The sequence below is a fragment of the Oryzibacillus soli genome, assembly GCF_051594765.1.
Lineage (GTDB): Bacteria > Bacillota > Bacilli > Paenibacillales > NBRC-103111 > Paenibacillus_AR.
The window spans coordinates 151,957-169,389 of sequence record NZ_JBPPGJ010000002.1; the positions used below are offsets into that span (position 1 = coordinate 151,957).

Below are 17,433 nucleotides of genomic sequence, written 5' to 3' on the forward strand. Positions count from 1 at the left end.
TGGTCCGGTCATACTTCTCTACCGCTCTAGAATGGCATATGGAAGGAGATTTCGTCAAAAGGAAAAGGAACCCTTGCGGGTTCCATAAAGTTCCTGCGTTCATGGTCCGGACCTGATCTGCTTCCTACTTCCGTCCGGTCTCGTCGGCGGCCTCCAGGCTCTCCACCCGGTTGCGCCCGCTGCGCTTCGCCTTGTACAAGGCCTCGTCGGCCCGGGAGATCATATCCTCCAAGGCCGTCTTGCCGAAGCTTCCCCCGCTGCGGTAGTCGCTGACTCCGATGCTGACGGTAAGCGGGATGGAGAGAGCCTCCTCACGGTACGGATGGTCCTCGAATTCCTGCCGGATCCGCTCGCCCAACTGAAGTCCCCCGGGGGCGGCCCCTGTGTTGGGGGCTAGGATCAGGAATTCTTCTCCTCCGTAGCGGGATACCATATCGCAGGAACGGATGCAGGACATCAGGATCGAGGCGGCGTGGATGATGACCCGGTCGCCGACCAGATGGCCGTAGGTATCGTTAACCTTCTTGAAGAAGTCGATGTCGATCATGAGCACCGAGCAGGGCTGCTCCGCGCGGATGCAGGTTTCCAGGAGCATGTTCCCCTCGTTCATGATGAAGCGGCGGTTGTACACCTCCGTCAGCTGGTCGATGACGGCGGACTGCTCCAGCATCTGGATGGTGGACTTCAGCTTCTGGGCGGTCAGATTGAAGGTATCGCAGAGCTGCTTCAGCTCCACCGGCGCCGATTCGATCTCCTCCGGCGCGATGCGGTAGTCGTAATTCCCGTCCCGCATGATCTTGGTGCCGACCAGGAGGAACCGGATCGGACGTTCGATCCGCCGGGTCAGGGCCAGGATCAGCCATATGCTAAGACCCAGAACCCCCAGAACGATGCCGCAGGTGGTCCACATATTCCGGTACAGCGGCTTGAACACCGCCGCATGCTCCCGCTCCGCTACGATGATCCATTGGTGATCCTTGATCCAGATGGCCTCGCCGATGACCTGGACGCCTCTGTAATTCAGGTAAGATGATTCCTCCGCCTGACCGCTGGACGCCCGCTCATAGATCTCCGAATGGTTGGTATCCTCCAGACTCCTCACCGGGTAGTGGCGGGGACTGGTGATGAAGCGTCCCGACCGGTCCAGGAGATAGGTTTCGCCCGAGTCGCCGAAGTCGTACAGATCCATCAGCTTCTCCAGGGTCTCGATCCGGATGCTCCCGAACACCAAGCCGTTGAACCGGCCCTCCTTGTCCGACACGGGACTGGAAAAGAGGACGATCGGCTTGCCCGACGTTTTGCCGATCATGATATCGGTGACGAGCTCCCTGCCCTGCCGGGCGGCCTCGAAGTATTCCCGTTCCCTTACGTTCACGCCAGGCGACCCATCGGAGTCCACGGCGGTTACGCCGGTCTTGTCCACATAGACGACGGCCGCGAACTGGTCTTGGGAGCCGATGAAGGTGGAGAACCATTGGGCGATCTGCTCCCTGTTCTTCTCCGGACCGGATAGCATCTTAGCCAGGTACCGGATCTGGGCGGCATGGTCGGAGATCCAATTCTCGATTGACAGCCGCTGGATGTCGGCCGTCTCGATCAACTGCCGGTTCGTATCGCGGGTGCGGGTTGTGGCCTCCTGCAGATAGGTGCTGCCGAGAATCAACAGACCCAGCATCACGATGATGGAGGACACCCAGAAGCGCAGCCTGATCTTCAAGGTATGCAGGCCTAAGATCCGGGACAGGCTGTCTAGCATCAGGCTCACCCTCTTTGATGTCGGAATAGTTGCGCATGAATGATAGGATCATTATAAGACCTGTCCATCCAAGGGGCAATTTAAAGTTCGGTCCAAACATTAAAGTTCGGTCAGGATGACCGTCCCTTCGTCCGTAATCGCCAACGTGTGCTCGAATTGGGCGGACAGGCTGCCGTCCACCGTCCGGGCGGTCCACCCGTCCGCATCCACCTTGGTCCGGAAGGAGCCCACGTTCAGCATGGGCTCGATGGTGAAGACCATCCCCGGCCGGAGCTTCGGACCCCGCCCCGGCGGACCGTAATGGGGAACCTCGGGGGCCTCGTGCATGCTGGTGCCGATGCCGTGGCCGATGAAATCACGCACCACCGAATACCCCAAGGATTCGGCATAGGTCTCGATCTCATGGGCCACGTCCCCGATGCGGTTGCAGGCAACCGCCTTGGCAATCCCCCGGTACAACGCCTCCTTCGTGGTCAGGAGAAGCCTCGAGGCTTCGTCGCTGATGGCGCCGACGCCGTAGGACCAGGCCGAATCCGCCAGCCAGCCGTCCAGGTTCACCACCATGTCGATGGTGACGATATCCCCTTCCTTCAGCGCTTCCTTCCGCGGGAAGCCGTGGCAGATGACGTCATTGACGGAGGCACAGGTGGCATAGGGATAGCCATGGTAGCCCTTCTGCTCCGGAGTGGCGCCGTGAGCGGTCAGATACGTTTCGACGAACTGATCGATCTCCCAGGTGGTCAGACCCGGCCGCAGCCTCCGGGCGATCTCTTGATGGCAGGCCGCCAGCAGCCTGCCTGCGGCCCGCATCTTGCCGATTTGTTCCTTCGTTTTCAAAATGATCATGTCCGATTGACCCCTTTATACGCTATACTCTTGTCATACTTGCTTACCCATCTTTCCCCATCAAGGAGCGATCATCGTGGAGCATCCGGATCTTGTCATGCTGTTGTTTCTCATCGGGGCGGGCTTTGCCGCTTCATTCATCGATTCCGTCGTCGGAGGCGGCGGTCTGATCTCCGTCCCCGCCCTCTTGTTCACAGGGCTGCCTCCGGGACTAGTCCTAGGCACGAACAAGCTGGCAGGGACGCTCTCTTCCCTGACCAGCTCGGCTTCCTTCTTCTTCTCTGGCAAGATTCAACTTCGCACCGTCGCGGCGTTGTTTCCGCTTTCATTGATCGGCTCGGTGGCGGGCGCCTTCACGGTCAAGCAGATTCCGGCCACCTTCCTGAAGCCGCTGGTAGTCGGTCTCCTCATTGCGGTCACCCTCTATACATTATGCAAGAAAAACTGGGGAAATCAAAGCCAATTCGCCGGCTGGACGATGAAAAACGCGCTGGTCCTGGGGTTCGGGTCCCTGCTGCTCGGCTTCTATGACGGCTTCTTCGGCCCCGGCACCGGCTCCTTCCTGATCTTCCTGTTTCTTCTCTTGGGCTTCGACTTCGTCGGCGCGTCCGCCAATTCCAAGGTGTTGAATCTGGCCAGCAATCTGGGGAGCCTGGCCACCTTTTTTGCCCTGCGGTCGGTCAACGTGTACTACGGGCTGCCGATGGGACTCGCTATGGTCGCCGGGGCGCTGGTGGGCTCCCAGGTCGCCATCCGCAAGGGCAGCACCTACGTGAAGCCCCTCTTCCTCTCCGTCACCACTCTCTTGATCGGCAAGCAGCTGTGGGATCTGTGGATCGGATAAAAAAGGAGGGATCCCCCTATGCAACCGACCGAACATAAAGGAAAGCCGCAGCCCGCCGGGCTTGAAGTCTGCTCCCCCCTCCACATCGTCACCTCGGAGGAGATGCGCCGGCTGGACCGGCTCACCATCGATGGAATCGGCATTCCGGCTCTGGTGCTGATGGAGAATGCCGGCCGCGCCATTGCGGAGGCTATCCTCCGCCTCCTCCGGGAGAAGCTCGGCCGCGACCGTGCCGCCTGGAGCCGGGAGCGCTGGCTCGTGCTCGCCGGCAAAGGCAACAACGGCGGGGACGGTCTGGCGGCCGCCCGCCATCTGCTGGAGGCGGGCGTGGCGGTGGAGGCGGCCCTGACGACGGCCGCCGATTCGCTGACGGGCGAGGCCCGTCAGCAGGCCGCGATGGCGGCGCGCTTCGGCGTCCCGTGCTTCGACGCGTCGGAAGCCGGAGCACCGGTGCCCTGGCACCGGTACTCCGGCATCATCGACGCGCTGCTCGGCACGGGCACGGCGGGAGCGCCGCGGGAGCCGGCGGCGGCGCTGATCCGCGCCGCCAACGCCAGCCGGCTGCCCATCGTGGCAGCCGACATCCCGAGCGGCCTGGACGCCGACACCGGCGCCGTCCACGAGCCGTGCATCCGGGCCGACCGGACGGTGGCCCTGGCGTTCTTGAAGCGGGGGCTGACCCAGTACCCCGGCGCCGAAGCCGCCGGAAGCGTGACCGTGGCCCCCATCGGCATTCCGTCCCGGCTGGCGGATGAAGCCGGGATCCGGGTGCGGGCTGTGGCACCGGACACCGTGGCGGACGCCCTGGGCCTGGACCCGGAACGGCCGCGCGCCGCCGACTCGCACAAGGGCACCTTCGGCCACGTGCTGGCGGCGGCCGGCTCCCCCCGCATGCTGGGAGCGGGCATGCTCTGCACCTCTGCCGCGCTCCGAGCCGGCTGCGGGCTGGCCACCTGGGCCATGCCCGAGAGTGCCGCCGCTCTGGCCGCCGGACGGGTGCCGGAGGCCATGCTCGCTCCTGTGGCCGAGTCGGCTCAAGCGGACGTGTCTGTTCCGGCCGATAGGGGCGGTCTTCCCGGCCCCGCTGCTCTCCCGCCCACTCCGCCCGCCGCTCCGCCCCAAGCGGCCAATCCCTGGTCCCGCACCTCCGGTGCAGATCTGGCGGCCCTGTCCGCCGGACGGGACGCCACCGTCGCCGGCCCGGGGCTGGGCCGCTGGCCGGGCGACACGGAGTGGCTCCGCGCCGTCTGGGAAGGCGTCACCGGTCCGCTGGTGCTGGACGCCGACGCCCTGAACATGCTGGCGGACGCCCAGGGCCTGGCCCTCTGGCCCCGCCGGACCGCGCCCACCGTGCTCACTCCACATCCCGGGGAGATGGCGCGCCTGGCGCGAACCACCACGGCCGGGGTCCAGCAGGACCGCATCGGCCTGGCCCTCCGCTTCGCGGAGCAGCACGGGGTCGTCCTCGTGCTGAAGGGCGCCCGCACCGTCACGGCCGGCCCGGACGGCGCCGCATACGTGAACGCCACCGGCGGCCCGGCCATGGCCACCGGCGGCTCCGGCGACGTGCTCGCAGGGATCATCGCCTCCCTGCTCGCCCAGGGCTACCCCGCCGAACAGGCTGCCGCGTTCGGCGTCTACCTTCACGGCGCGGCCGGAGACCGTGCCGCGGCCCGGCGCCCCGCCGGCGGAGCCTCCCTCATCGCCGGCGATCTGCTTGCCGAGCTGTAGGCCTGAAGGCTTACAGCTCTTTTTTTGCCGCCCCCTTGACCCTCCGGTAACAGGAGGCTGTAGGATGAATATCGGAAAGGAGATGAAGACGCTGCTCTATACCGTGAAGGATCTGTCGGCACTTGCGGGGGTTACGGTCAAGACCCTGCACCATTACCATCATATCGGCCTCCTGCCCCCTTGCTCCACCACGGAGGCGGGATACCGGCTCTACGGGCCCGAAGAGCTGGAGCGCCTGCAGGAGATTCTCTTCTATAAGGAGCTGGACTTCCCGCTGGACGACATCAAGGCGCTGCTGGAACGCAAGAAGGACCGGGCCACCCTGCTCGCCGGGCAGAAAAAGCTGTTCCTTCGCCGGATCAAACGAATGGAGCGGCTTCTCCAGACTCTGGACCATACCATCACAAGCGTGAAGGACGGTGCGGTTATGGAACCCAAGGATTTGTTCGAAGGCTTCAAGAGCGAAGCCGAGTGGAAGGAAGCGCTGGCGGAGCAGCAGGCGTACTTGAAGGATCAGTATGGCTACGATCTGCTGGAGGGGAGCCCTCCCCTGCAGGTGGAGGAGATGAACGAGGATGCGGCAGAGGCCTCCCGCTTCATGGGCGGAATGGCCGGCGCTCTCCGGGACGGCGCCAAGCATGACAGCGACCGCGTGGCCGAGCTGATCCGGGACCATCTGGATTACGGAGCCCGTAGGGGACAGCCGATGAATACGCCGGCCGAGTTCGCCGGAGTGATGCGGTTCTTCCTGCAGGATGATTTCCACCGCGGCATGCTGGAGGCCCAGCAGACGGGGCTATCCTATTACCTGTGTCTGGCGGCGGAGGCCTACGCGGCCCGCTGATGCCCGGCCGACAGCCGTGTTCCTTGCTCCCCTGGAGCAATAGGAGCACGGCTTCTTTGTATTTTTCCCCAAAAAAACGCTTGAGGGTGACGTATGGTCATCTTATACAATACGGATAGACGGGAAAGCGGAGGCGATGGCAATGAAGCGACAGGCTCATCCGGAGTGGATGACGGCAGGCCAGTTTGCCGAACGGGCGGGAGTCACCATCCGGACGGTGCGGTTCTATGACAAGGTGGGTCTCTTAAGGCCCAGCTCCCGGACGGAGGCCGGATACCGGCTGTACAGCGAACAGGACTTCGCTCGTCTACAGCGGATTCTGACCCTGCGCTACATCGGCTTCTCCCTGGAGGAGATCAAGGGCGTCATCGACCGGGACGGCCCCGGCGAGGATCTGAAGGAATCCCTCCGCATCCAGAGAACCATCATCCGCAGCAAAATGGAGCACCTCCGTCTCCTGCACCGGGCGGTCGGAGAAACCCTGGAAGCGATGGAGGCCGGTGACGCTCCCTCCGCCTCCGGCGGTGGTGCGGGCTGGGACCGTTTCATCTCCATCATCCAAGTGGTGAACCGGGAGGAACGGTGGGCGGACCAGTACCGGGACGCCCGGAATCTGCATACCCGCATCCGGCTGCACGACGGGTTCAGCGTGAATCCGTACAGCTGGCACCTCTGGCTCTTCGACCGGCTGGAGCTGCCGGAGGCGTGCCGGATTCTGGAGGTCGGCTGCGGGGATGCCAGCCTCTGGCACCGGAATCTGGACCGGATCCCCGGCGGATGGGAGATCCTCCTGACCGACCGCTCGGAGGGCATGCTGGAGGATGCCCGGGAGCGCCTCGGGGACCGGGCCGGACGCTTCCGCTTCGAGCAGGCGGATGTGCAGAGGCTGCCTTACCCGGACGCCAGCTTCGACGCCGTGCTGGCCAACCACATGCTCTACCATGCGGAGGACAGGGAGGCGGCGTTCCGGGAACTTCACCGGGTGTTGAAGCCTGGCGGCAAGCTGTACGCCGCTACCATCGGCGAGAGCCATCTGAAGGGACTGAAGTCCCTGCTCTCCGGCTTCGACTCCAGGCTGGTCCTGTCCGATACGGATCTGGCTCTCGGCTTCGGTCTGGACAACGGCGCGCGGCAGCTGGCCCCCTGGTTCGGTGCCATCCGCCTCTTGCGGTACGAGGATGCGCTTCGCGTCACCGAAGCGGAGCCCCTGCTGGCTTACGTTACCTCTACCTCGGGCAATGTGCGGGAGGTGCTGGGAGGAGCGCGTCTGCATGAGTTTCACCGGATGCTGGAGGAACGGATCCGCCACACCGGGGCAATCGGGATTGAGAAGGAAACCGGACTATTCGAAGCAGTGAAGGGAGAGAGGATACAATGAAAATTTTGGTAACCGGCGGAGCCGGCTTTATCGGGTCCCATGTAGCGGAAGGGTATCTGAAGGAAGGGCACCAGGTGGTGGTGGTCGACGATCTGAGCACCGGGAAGCGGGAGCAGGTGCCGGCGGGCGCGGTGTTCTACAAGCTGGACGTTCGCTCCGACGGGCTTGAGGCCGTCTTCGAGCGGGAGCGCCCCGACGTCGTCAACCATCATGCGGCACAGAAATCGGTGCCCAAATCCGTGGCCTGTCCCTCCCTGGACGCCGACGTGAATGTGGCGGGCACCCTACGGCTGCTCGATCTGTGCATCCGGTATGGAACGGGGCGGTTCATCTTCGCTTCCACCGGAGGCGCGCTGGCAGGCGAAGAGACGGAGATCCCCACACCGGAGGAAGCCCGTCCCGCCCTCCAGTCTCCTTACGCCATCAGCAAGTATACCGTGGAGCAATACCTCCGGTTCTACCGCCGGACCCATGGTCTCGAGTTCGTCGCGCTGCGCTACGCCAACGTCTATGGTCCCCGCCAGGCCCCCGAAGGCGAATGCGGTGCAGTTCCGATCTTTATGCATAATCTGGCCGCCGGGCAGCCCTCCACGTTATTCACGGCTCCGGAGCAGCCACTCGGCACCACCCGCGATTACGTGTATGTCGAAGATGTATGCCGGGCCAATCTGGCGGCACTCCAGGCTGGAGACGGCGAGGTGCTGAACATCGGCAGCGGAGAGGAACGGTACATGGCTGAGATCTACGACTTGGTCTCCCGGGCCATGGGCCGCAGGGAGAATCTGATTCTTGCCGGCTCCCGGCCGGGCGATCTGCTGCGCAGCGCCCTGGACTGCTCGAAGGCCCGGCAGCTGCTGGGCTGGCGGGCGGAGATCAGCCTGGAGGAAGGCCTGGAGCGCACGGCACGCTGGCTGCTTGAAGAAACGGCTTCCTCCCCCCGAATAGCGGGCTGACCGGATGCGGCGGCCGGCCGGACTTGTTCGCGAGTTCAGGCCGGCCGCCCTATTTTTTCCATGGCCGGGTATATTTTTGCCCCCGGGGCTTACACTACGTGGTGAATCTTGGCCTGTCTGGAGGGATCGAACCATGGAAGCCGTTCAAGCCATCGAATCGGTCAAGCGGATGCTGGGAGATTCCGCAGATTTTGTCTCGCTCACGCTTCAGCACGGGCAGGAGGAGGCCGCCTTCCTGTATATCAAGACCCTGGTGGACGAGAAGACGCTGGAAGCCAAGTTCATCACCCCCTATGTGCAGGCGGGCTCCTTCAGCCAATATGAACGGGAGACTCTGTGTCTGTCCGGAGTGGAACAGATCGAGCCCGGTCCGGACATTGCGTCCGCTATGCTTCAGGGAAAGGCACTGTGCGCGGCAGGGGGCAGGCTGTATCTGCTGGATGTCCTGCAGGTCCGCAATGACCGGGTCTCGGAGGCGACTGTGGAGGCTACGGTCCAAGGTCCCAAGTTTGCGCTCAGCGAGGCGCTCTCCGTCAATCTGAATCTGATTCGGAGCCGATATCCCCAGCCTAGCCTGAAGGTGGAGATGCTGACGGTCGGCAAAGTGTCCAAGACGATGGCGGCCATGATCTATGATCAGGATACCGTGGACCCCAAGCTGCTGGATCAAGTGAAAACGGCGCTGGCCCGCATCCGGACCGATATGGTTCAATCCGTCGGAGAGCTCCACCGGGAGCTTACTGGCGTGAGGTTCGAGCTGTTTCCGACCCTCATGATCACGGAGCGGCCGGACCGGATTGCCCACAATCTGATGCACGGCAAGGTGGTATTCGTTCTGAACGGAACCCCGTTCGTTCTCATCCTGCCGACCGTCTTCTACGATTTTATGGCGGCGATGGATGACATCTATCAGCATTACTGGCCCAGCCGGGTTATCGTTGTCCTGCGGTACGCGGGCCTCATCATCAGCTTGATGCTGTCTGCCGTTTATGTCGCCATCACCTCCTTCAACCCGGAGATTCTGCGCGTTCAATTGGCCTTGTCCATCGCCGGCAGCCGGGCTCCCGTTCCTTATCCGTCCTACATTGAAGTCATGTTCATGCTCCTGATGATGGAGATGCTGATGGAGGCCAGCATCCGGCTGCCGAAGGCCATCGGTTCCACCGCCACGACGGTGGGCGGCCTTATTCTGGGTCAAGCCGCCACCCAAGCGGGGCTGATCAGCAATATCATGATCATCATCGTGGCCTCCGTCGCCATTTCCAACTTCGTGGTTCCGGTGAATGCGATGACGGTGGGCATCCGGTTCACCAAGTATCTGTTTCTCATCATGGCCACCTTCTTCGGAATCGTCGGCATCCTCCTGGTCCTGGTGATGCTGGTCGCCTACCTGACCAACAAGGAGGTCTTCGGCCAGCCCTATCTGAAGCTGTTCATGGAGGCCAAGTCGGACAGCAGGAAGCAGCGGAGCTAGAGCCGGCGCCGACCTAATACCCTGGAGCCAGGGGGGATCCCATTGAAACGCTATCTGTACTATCTGATCTTCGTGAACATGCTGGTCAACGTCGTGGCCTACGTTCCGAAGCTCCTGATCCGGGAGCGCTTCGACGGCGCCGTCATGGCCATACCCGCCGGCATTGCGGTCGGTGCCGTCCTGATGTTCGCCGGCATCCGCTGCATGCAGGCCTTCCCCGGAGAAGGGCTCCCCGAGATTTATGCCCGCACCCTTCCGGCATGGATCGGGAAGCCCCTTCTCCTGTTGTTCGCCGCCGTCTGGTTCAGTGCGGGTCTCCTGCAGCTCCTGGTCTACGCCCGGTATACGATGAGGTTCATCAACCCGGACATTCCGGAGACCGTCATCTATACCTTGTTCACGGTAGCCGTCCTGTTCGCCGCCCGGTTCAAGTCGACCAGCATTCTGTTCTTAATCGAGATGCTGCTCTTGATAGGCACTCCTCTCATCAGCTTCATCCTGGTGAAGTCCTTGTTCAGCGCAGGCATGCGCTACGACTCCGTCCTGTCCGTGCTTCAGTCCTACCGGAAGCCTCCGGACATCAGCTCCATAGCCGCCATCTCCTTTCTGTTCAGCGGGTACGCCAACCTGGTGGTCTTCAACCGCATTCTTCCCAAGTCTTCGATGAAGTGGCTGCTTCTGCTGCTCCCGGTAGGCTTTGCCGTGGCTTGTACCAGCTTCTTTATCCCCGTCGGCTATCTGGGATCGGACGGGGTTCAGACGTACGTGTTTCCATGGATGTCCGCCACGGATGCCATGAGGGTGGAGCTGGGCTTCATCGAGCGGGTCATGTATGTGTTCTACAGTCTCTATGGCGAGGTCACCTTCGCCAGCATCATTATGGTCTGGCACGTGGCCCTGGAGCTCGTCAAGAGCGTTCTCCTCCCTCCGCAAGCAGGACGCAAGCGCACGCTCTGGACATGGGTCGGCATGGGAGTTCTCTTCCTTGCCGCAACCCATCTCACAGGCCGCACCTTAACGGACGAGGGCACCTTCCGGTTCGGCGAGATGTGGATCAACATCAGATTGGCGCTGGAGATCTTCTTCGTCTTAACCCTATGGTTCGCGGTAAGGAGGCGGAAAGCATGAACCTTCTCAACCTGCGCCCGCTTGGGCTGGCGGCCCTCTGCCTGCTCTTGCTCCTGCCGGGCTGCGGCTTCAAGGATATCGACCGCCGCTTCTTCGTCGTCTCCATCGGTCTCGATGTTCCCGAGAACAAGCAGATGAGATACAAGGTCATGATCAAGCTGGCCATTCCCAACGCCTTGGAGGAGTTCGGCGCCAACGATTCCCTGATCGTACAGGAGGAGAGCAAGAGCATTACCGAGGCAGTGCGGATCATGAAGTCCAAGGTGGACAAGGAGCTGGACTTCGGCCACACCAAGGCCATCATCTTCGGAGAGAAGCTGCTGCAGAAGGAGCCGGGCATCCAGGACATGCTGGATTGGTTCCTCCGCAGGCGGGACATCCAGCAGATCGCCTGGATGGGCATTGGCCGGCCTTCGGCCTATGATGTGCTGAAGCAGCAGCCCAAGACGGAACGGCTGCCCTCCAACCAGATCTTCCTGATCTTCGGACAGACGGGCACGGAGACGGCCTATGTGACCTCAGAGTATTTGTTCGACTTCGGAAGACGCGTGCATGAGCGAGGATTGGACCCGATCATGCCGGTCATCCAGGCCCGGGAGAATGGACAGATCTCCGTCAACCGGGTGGCGCTGTTCAACAAGCAGAAGATTGTGCTGGAGCTGAATCCCGAGGAAACCAAGATCTTCAATTCCTTCTACGAGAACGTGGGCAAAATCGACTTTGCCGTCCAGGACGCCGGCCGGAAAGCGGTGCTCTCCATCGATACCTTGAAGAGCTCCTACAAGGCCCAACCCGGCAGCGGGGGAAAGCCCGAGCTCTCCGTCAAGGTGACGCTGGCCGGCATCGTGGAGGAGGTGCAGGGGATGGACGGCACCTCCAGCCTGGCCCGGTACGAGAAGCTGGCGGAGGAGGAAGCGGCCCAGCGCGTGAAGCATCTCATCTTGAAGCTGCAGAAGGCCGGCGTCGACCCCATCGGGTTCGGCTTGAACTACAGGGCCCACCGGTATGTGGACCATGCCGGCTGGGACAGGTGGCTGGAGCAGTATCCGGAGGCCCCCCTGAAGGTGACGGTGGACGTGCGCCTGCGTGGAACCGGCACCATTGAATGAATTTTGCCTTTCCCTGAACCCCCAGTCGAACTGGAGATATCGAATATAAAAAAAGCCAGACCGCGGCTCACGCCGCCCGGTCTGGCTTCTGTGGAATTGCGGCCGCCCGGGTTATACCCCGGTGCGCCGCTTCTGGTTGTTGGGCTTCTTGTTGATCTGGTTCCTCATGGTCTGGTTCGCCTGGGGACCGTTCTTCTGCTGCTTCGAGCCCGCAGCCGCCTCGGCCTTCTTCTGAGCCAGCTTCATCTTCACGGCCTCCGCCAGGGAGATCTTGTTCGCCACAGCCGGCACCTCCTCGTCTTCTCCGTTCTTGCTTCACTATACCTCTTGAGCCGAGGGGTTGTAAAGCTTCCGGTCCCGGCCTCCCTCTTTCGTTAGCCCAGCCTTCTGAACCGGCCCATCACTTCCACGGTTTCCACTACATTGACGAAGGCCTTGGGGTCCGTATCGTTAATGGCCTTGCGCAGCTCCGCCAGCTCATACCGGGTAGTCACGGTCATGATCATCGTGTTGTTCTCGTGGCTGTAGCCGCCTTCCGTATTCACCACGGTCACGCCATGGGGCAATTGGGTCAGGCGGTCCAGCATCTGCTGCCGTTCCTTCGTAATGATGAAGCAGGTGACCTTCACGTGGCGGATGTGAATCATGTCCACCACCTTGCCCTTCACGAAGGTACAGAGCATGGAGTACAGGGCCAGGTCCCAATTTTTGAAGTAGCCCAGCGCCAGGATGACGATCCCGTTCAAGACGAACAATATGGTCCCCATCGGAATGTCGCGCTTGCGGGTAATGATGGAGCCCAGAATGTCGAAGCCACCGGTGGAGCCGCCTGCCCGAAGCGAGAAGCCGATGCCTCCTGCGATCAGTATGCCGCCGAAGATGCCGGCCAGGATCGGGTCCGAGGTGACCTTCACCAGCGGGATCACCTCCAGAAGCCAGGTGGTGGTGACGACGGACAGCACGCTCAGCATCACGTAACGCTTGCCGACGGCGACCCAGCCCCAGACGAGAATCGGAAGATTGAGCCCGAAATAGACGAAGGAGATATATTTGGGATCCGAGACATACCCGATGATGGAGGCGACCCCGGCGACCCCGCCGCTCAGAAGCTGGTGGGGGATCAGGAACAGCCGGAGTCCGCAGGCCACCAAGGCAGCGGATAGGATGATGACGGCGACTTCTCGTACTCTTTTCAAGAGGACCTCCGTAGATAGCGATAAGGCCTGATTGCGAATGTACATGGTAGGTTTCCCTTCTTTTGGGTGGATGATGTAGGGTTACAATCAAATAAATTTATCGTTTTGATTATATTTTTTATCATCCAAGTCCTACTATGATAAACCTCACGCAGCATGGCATGGAATGAACGAGCTTTTTTATCCTTCTTCTCCGGTTGAAAAAAAGATCGAATCATCCGTTCCTCATCAAAAAACCGGCTGAGCCGTTATCGCATGGATAACCGTTCAGCCGGCCTGCACCGGGTGTCCATTCAGGCTCGGACCCGTTCATAGATTACGAATTCGAAGGCATAGGGATTCTTCTCATCGGTTACACCGGGCGTGCGTGATACGGCTCTCCACTCCTCCTCCCGAAACCCGGGGAAGAAGGTGTCCGCCTCGAACGTGTGGTCGATGTGCGTCACCACCAGCTTGTCCGCAACGGGCATCAGCAGTCTGAAGATCTCCGCACCTCCGATGACGAAGAGCTCCTCGTCCCGGAACTGGCCCACGGCTTCCTCCGGCGAATGGAGCACGAGCACCCCCTCCGGCTGATAGTCCGGATCCCGGGTCAGGACCACGTTGGTCCGATTGGGAAGAGGCTTGCCGATGGATTCATAGGTTTTGCGGCCCATCAGCACGGGGTGCCCCGTCGTGGTCTGCCGGAAGAACTTCAGATCTGCAGGCAGATGCCACGGCAGCTTGTTGTTCAAGCCGATGCCGCGATTCCGGTCCATGGCCACCACGAAGGTAATCATGCTCTCCCGTCCTTCCTTCTCACTAAGCCTGCTCGAAATAAGCGTCCAGCCAAGGCTCGGCCTCCACCACTTTGCGGCGCAGCTCCTCGGCCAGCTCGGCAATCTCCCACTGGGCGCCGCGGCCCGGCTTGCGCTTGCTGTAGAAGGACAGCAGCGCCCGCAGGTTGGCGGTCATCGTCATGTTGGTGGCTGCCCCGTTGGGAAGCACGAACCGGGCGTCCTCCTTGGGAACTCCCAGCTCCACCAGCTTGTCGTAAGCCTCCTGCAGGGTTCCCATCAGCTGCTCGTAATAGGCGGCCGCCTCGCCGATGGCCCCGATCTTCGGCGGCACCACGTATTGGAAGCCGCCCTTCTTTTTGTCGGAAGCATCCGACACGTAGCGCTGGGACTGGACCGAGAAGCCGAAGCCCACCCGGTGGCGCGTCAGCTGGGCCAATAACACCCGGGATACCCCCTCGATGGCGAAGGTGAAGCTGATATGCTCCAGCGTGGAGGTATGCCCCGAGTTGATGATATGCCGGAACAGCCGGTCCGCATCGCTGCCTTCCTGGCCGTCGGAGGCCGGCTGCTCCTGGTACCGTTCGTATTCCGCCCCCTCGAACAGGTCGCTGGGCTCGCTGGGGCTGTAGCAGGTCCGGATCGCCGTGAAGGCAATTTTGCGTGCATTGGGCGTATAGCTTAATAATTCGACGTTCATTCGCTTCTGGCTACCCATTGATCGAAACTCCCCCATATTCTAGCCAAATTATTCTCATTATAGATGAAAGTCCCCCAAGAAATCGACGCTTTTTTTCAGGTCGGCCGGATTATCCGGTATAGACGGACGGATTCACGCAGGTCAGCGGGCGCCCGCCCTTCAGCACGGCGCTGATGTTGTCGGCGGCCAGCTTCGCCATGGCGGTGCGCGTCTCAATCGTGGCATTGCCCAGATGGGGCGCCAGAATCACATTGTCCAGCTTCTTCAATCCCTCAGTCACCTGCGGCTCGAATTCGTACACATCCAGAGCCGCCCCGGCGATAACCTTGCGCTCGAGCGCCTCCAGAAGCGCTTCCTCATGCACGAGAGGTCCCCGTGCCGCATTGATGAGATAGGCGGTGGACTTCATACTCCGCAGCTGCTCCGCTCCGATCATATGCTTCAAGGACGGGTGGTAGCTCAGGTTCAGGCTGACGAAGTCCGACGTCCGGAGCAGCTCGTCCAGCGGCGCGTATCGCACGCCCAGCTCCCGCTCCTCCTCTGCCGGCAGCCGGTTGCGGTTATGGTACAGCAGCTCCATGTCGAAGGCCCGGGCCCGCTTGGCGACCGCCTTGCCGATGTTGCCCAAGCCTACGATGCCCAGCGTCTTGCCCGTGACCTCCACACCCAGGTGGTACAAGGGAGCCCAGCCCGTGAAGCGGCCCTCCCGCGTGGTACGATCGCCTTCCACCAGGCGCCGGGCGATGGCGATGACCAGCCCCATGGTGAAATCCGCCGTCGCGTTGGTGGATACCTGCGGCGTGTTCGTCACCGGAATGCCGCGGGCGGTGGCTTCCGCCACGTCGATATTGTTGAAGCCGGCTCCGTAATTGGCAATGATCCGAAGACCGGGACAGGAGCGGATCACCTCTGCGTCGATCGGATCGGACAAAATGGACAGGAGGGCGTCACAGCCCTCCAATCCCCGGATGATATCCTCCTTCGGAAGCGGCACTGTATCGTCATGCATGCGCACCTCGAAGTCAACGGCCAGCGTCTCGTATGCAACCGGAGGGATCCGGCCGGTGATAAACACTTTTTGTTTCGTCATGTTCCAGGACTCCTTCTTCATCTCTCGTCTATTCGGTCCGGAAGGTCAGACGGATGTCGATGACCTCGGAACGGCTGCCCAGCCGGATCGGCGGACCCCAGAAGCCGTAGCCGGAGGAGACCACCGCATGCATGGCGCCCTTCCGGAGGTAGCCCCAATCCAGCTCGAACAGTCTGCGGGTGATCAGATGGTTCGGCGCCATCTGCCCCCGATGGGTATGGCCGGACAGCATCAGATCCACGCCGGCCTCCGCCGCATCGCCCAGCCCGTAGGGCTGGTGGTCCAAGAGGATGATAGGCAGGCTGTGATCCAAGTCTGCCAGAAGCTCCCGGACCGGAAGACGCCCTTCCTTCTGGATCCGTTCCACGGCTTTGTCCTTCCGCCCCGCCACAACAAAGCTGCCGTCCACGACCACCGACCGGTCCGTCAGCACCTCGATGCCGATGTCCTTCATCCGCCGGATATAGTCCGGCACGTGTCCGCCGATGTATTCATGATTCCCGAGGCAGGCGTAGGCTCCGAGGGGCGCTTTTTGGCGCAGGCGGTTCATGGCGTCGGCCATATGTTCCCGAATGAAGGGCTCCAGGCTGTCATCCAGCACGTCTCCCGGCAGCAGGATGATGTCGGGCTTCAGCTCCTCCATCTTCTTCACCAGCCGGTTCAGATGCCCGTTGCCCACTACTGTGCCCAGATGGATGTCGGAGGCTACCGCAATGCGGAGCTCCCGCCTGCCGTCTCCCGCACGTTTATCCACCTGCAGGTCGTAGCGGAGCAAGACGGTGCTCCAGGCATTACGCGTGCCGTACAGCAGAAGGCCCAACAGCAGGACCGCAGCCGCTCCCCCAACGATACGGACGGAGGCCTCCGCCGATATGCCGTTCCACCGGAGGATCCACACCGCCAGATCCGCCACCGGCAGCGTCAGCAGCGCATAGAACTGCACCGCCATGCCGTAGGAGCCGATGATCTTCAGCCAGGCGAACACCCGGTACGGCAGAAGCCGCCGAAGCGCCATGGCTCCGATGTAAGAGAGCGCCAGCACCGCGTAGACGGTCCAGAACCAAGCCGGCGAAACCCCGGGCAGAAGCTCGGACCACAGCACCGAGCCGTTCCAGCCCACGTACGCATTCAAGCCCAAGTATACAAGCAGGGCCGTAATGATCATTGCAACGATCCGCATGCTCATGATTTCCGTGTTCTCCTTATGATGGCGTTATCGGGACTTCCTCTATTCTCTCACAATCTCACCCTGAAGAAAAATACGTCCCTGCCCCTTCGGCGTTGCAGGGATTTTCCATGCTTATGGCGTTCATGGCGCGGCATACTAGATCTGCATGTCACTATTCTCCACGAAGGAGCGAACCGCTCATGGCGAAGAAGTCCCAGAAGCAAAAGATGCAGGCTATGGCCGCCGAGTCCAGCAATGCCGCGGATACCAAGTCCAGCACGCGGCACCAGACGCAGAACGAGGCCAAGTGGAACCAGCCGAATCAGCCCTCCACCTGATGCCGTGCGGCCCCAGAACCTCCGTTGCCCGTCCCCGGACGGGCAACGGAGGTTTTCTGCATGAAGAAAGGCCGTACCCGGGTCCTTCACCAGGATCCGGGT

17 protein-coding genes are annotated in these 17,433 nt (G+C 61.7%); 9 read left to right on the forward strand and 8 right to left on the reverse strand.

Features of this window, described 5'->3' with window-relative positions; genetic code table 11:
- Nucleotides 1–124: 124 nt before the first annotated feature.
- Both ACSEXW_RS02630 and map read right to left on the reverse strand, forming a co-directional pair.
- Nucleotides 125–1,756 carry a sensor domain-containing diguanylate cyclase gene (locus tag ACSEXW_RS02630; protein ID WP_438444542.1) on the reverse strand — a complete coding sequence of 544 codons (1,632 nt, stop codon included), beginning with the start codon at nucleotides 1,754–1,756 and terminating at the stop codon, nucleotides 125–127.
- Between the two features lie 99 nt (nucleotides 1,757–1,855).
- On the reverse strand, nucleotides 1,856–2,602 hold the full coding sequence (gene map, locus ACSEXW_RS02635; protein WP_438444543.1) for a type I methionyl aminopeptidase: 747 nt from the start codon (nucleotides 2,600–2,602) through the stop codon (nucleotides 1,856–1,858).
- A gap of 76 nt (nucleotides 2,603–2,678) precedes the next feature.
- On the opposite strand from map, the gene ACSEXW_RS02640 reads away from it, so the two are divergent.
- The 8 genes from ACSEXW_RS02640 (at nucleotide 2,679) to ACSEXW_RS02675 (ending at nucleotide 12,063) form a co-directional block, all read left to right on the forward strand.
- Nucleotides 2,679–3,446 (forward strand): sulfite exporter TauE/SafE family protein, encoded by a 768-nt coding sequence (locus ACSEXW_RS02640; protein WP_438444544.1) that lies wholly within the window; start codon nucleotides 2,679–2,681, stop codon nucleotides 3,444–3,446.
- A gap of 18 nt (nucleotides 3,447–3,464) precedes the next feature.
- Nucleotides 3,465–5,177: an NAD(P)H-hydrate dehydratase gene (locus tag ACSEXW_RS02645; RefSeq protein ID WP_438444545.1), complete on the forward strand. Its 1,713-nt coding sequence runs from the start codon at nucleotides 3,465–3,467 to the stop codon at nucleotides 5,175–5,177.
- A gap of 91 nt (nucleotides 5,178–5,268) precedes the next feature.
- Complete coding sequence (locus ACSEXW_RS02650; RefSeq protein WP_438444834.1) at nucleotides 5,269–6,021, forward strand: MerR family transcriptional regulator; 753 nt, start codon at nucleotides 5,269–5,271, stop codon at nucleotides 6,019–6,021.
- A 142-nt stretch (nucleotides 6,022–6,163) separates the two neighbouring features.
- Nucleotides 6,164–7,399, forward strand: coding sequence for a MerR family transcriptional regulator (locus ACSEXW_RS02655; protein ID WP_438444546.1), 1,236 nt, complete (start codon nucleotides 6,164–6,166; stop codon nucleotides 7,397–7,399).
- A complete protein-coding gene (locus ACSEXW_RS02660) occupies nucleotides 7,396–8,352 on the forward strand; it encodes an NAD-dependent epimerase/dehydratase family protein (protein ID WP_438444547.1) in 957 nt (318 codons plus the stop codon). Before ACSEXW_RS02655 ends, ACSEXW_RS02660 begins: the two co-directional genes overlap by 4 nt.
- 133 nt (nucleotides 8,353–8,485) lie before the next feature.
- A complete protein-coding gene (locus ACSEXW_RS02665) occupies nucleotides 8,486–9,826 on the forward strand; it encodes a spore germination protein (RefSeq protein WP_438444548.1) in 1,341 nt (446 codons plus the stop codon).
- Between the two features lie 42 nt (nucleotides 9,827–9,868).
- Nucleotides 9,869–10,954: a GerAB/ArcD/ProY family transporter gene (locus tag ACSEXW_RS02670; protein WP_438444549.1), complete on the forward strand. Its 1,086-nt coding sequence runs from the start codon at nucleotides 9,869–9,871 to the stop codon at nucleotides 10,952–10,954.
- The gene (locus ACSEXW_RS02675) at nucleotides 10,951–12,063 is read left to right on the forward strand and encodes a Ger(x)C family spore germination protein (protein ID WP_438444550.1); all 1,113 of its coding nucleotides are present in this window, start codon (nucleotides 10,951–10,953) and stop codon (nucleotides 12,061–12,063) included. Before ACSEXW_RS02670 ends, ACSEXW_RS02675 begins: the two co-directional genes overlap by 4 nt.
- Before the next feature lie 111 nt (nucleotides 12,064–12,174).
- Here ACSEXW_RS02675 and ACSEXW_RS02680 read toward each other — a convergent pair whose 3' ends face one another.
- The 6 genes from ACSEXW_RS02680 to ACSEXW_RS02705 form a co-directional block, all read right to left on the reverse strand.
- Complete coding sequence (locus tag ACSEXW_RS02680; protein ID WP_438444551.1) at nucleotides 12,175–12,345, reverse strand: hypothetical protein; 171 nt, start codon at nucleotides 12,343–12,345, stop codon at nucleotides 12,175–12,177.
- Nucleotides 12,346–12,437: 92 nt separating this feature from the next.
- A complete protein-coding gene (locus ACSEXW_RS02685) occupies nucleotides 12,438–13,304 on the reverse strand; it encodes a YitT family protein (protein WP_438444552.1) in 867 nt (288 codons plus the stop codon).
- A gap of 248 nt (nucleotides 13,305–13,552) precedes the next feature.
- Entirely contained in the window at nucleotides 13,553–14,038 is a 486-nt protein-coding gene (locus ACSEXW_RS02690) for a dihydrofolate reductase (RefSeq protein WP_438444553.1), read from the reverse strand.
- A 22-nt stretch (nucleotides 14,039–14,060) separates the two neighbouring features.
- On the reverse strand, nucleotides 14,061–14,753 hold the full coding sequence (gene thyX / locus ACSEXW_RS02695) for an FAD-dependent thymidylate synthase (protein ID WP_438444554.1): 693 nt from the start codon (nucleotides 14,751–14,753) through the stop codon (nucleotides 14,061–14,063).
- A gap of 91 nt (nucleotides 14,754–14,844) precedes the next feature.
- Nucleotides 14,845–15,825: a 2-hydroxyacid dehydrogenase family protein gene (locus ACSEXW_RS02700; protein WP_438444555.1), complete on the reverse strand. Its 981-nt coding sequence runs from the start codon at nucleotides 15,823–15,825 to the stop codon at nucleotides 14,845–14,847.
- A 28-nt stretch (nucleotides 15,826–15,853) separates the two neighbouring features.
- Nucleotides 15,854–17,011, reverse strand: a complete 1,158-nt coding sequence (locus ACSEXW_RS02705) for a metallophosphoesterase (RefSeq protein ID WP_438444556.1) — start codon at nucleotides 17,009–17,011, stop codon at nucleotides 15,854–15,856.
- Nucleotides 17,012–17,193: 182 nt separating this feature from the next.
- Here ACSEXW_RS02705 and ACSEXW_RS02710 point away from each other — a divergent pair, with 182 nt between their 5' ends.
- Nucleotides 17,194–17,331 carry a hypothetical protein gene (locus tag ACSEXW_RS02710; protein ID WP_438444557.1) on the forward strand — a complete coding sequence of 46 codons (138 nt, stop codon included), beginning with the start codon at nucleotides 17,194–17,196 and terminating at the stop codon, nucleotides 17,329–17,331.
- Nucleotides 17,332–17,433: the final 102 nt, after the last annotated feature.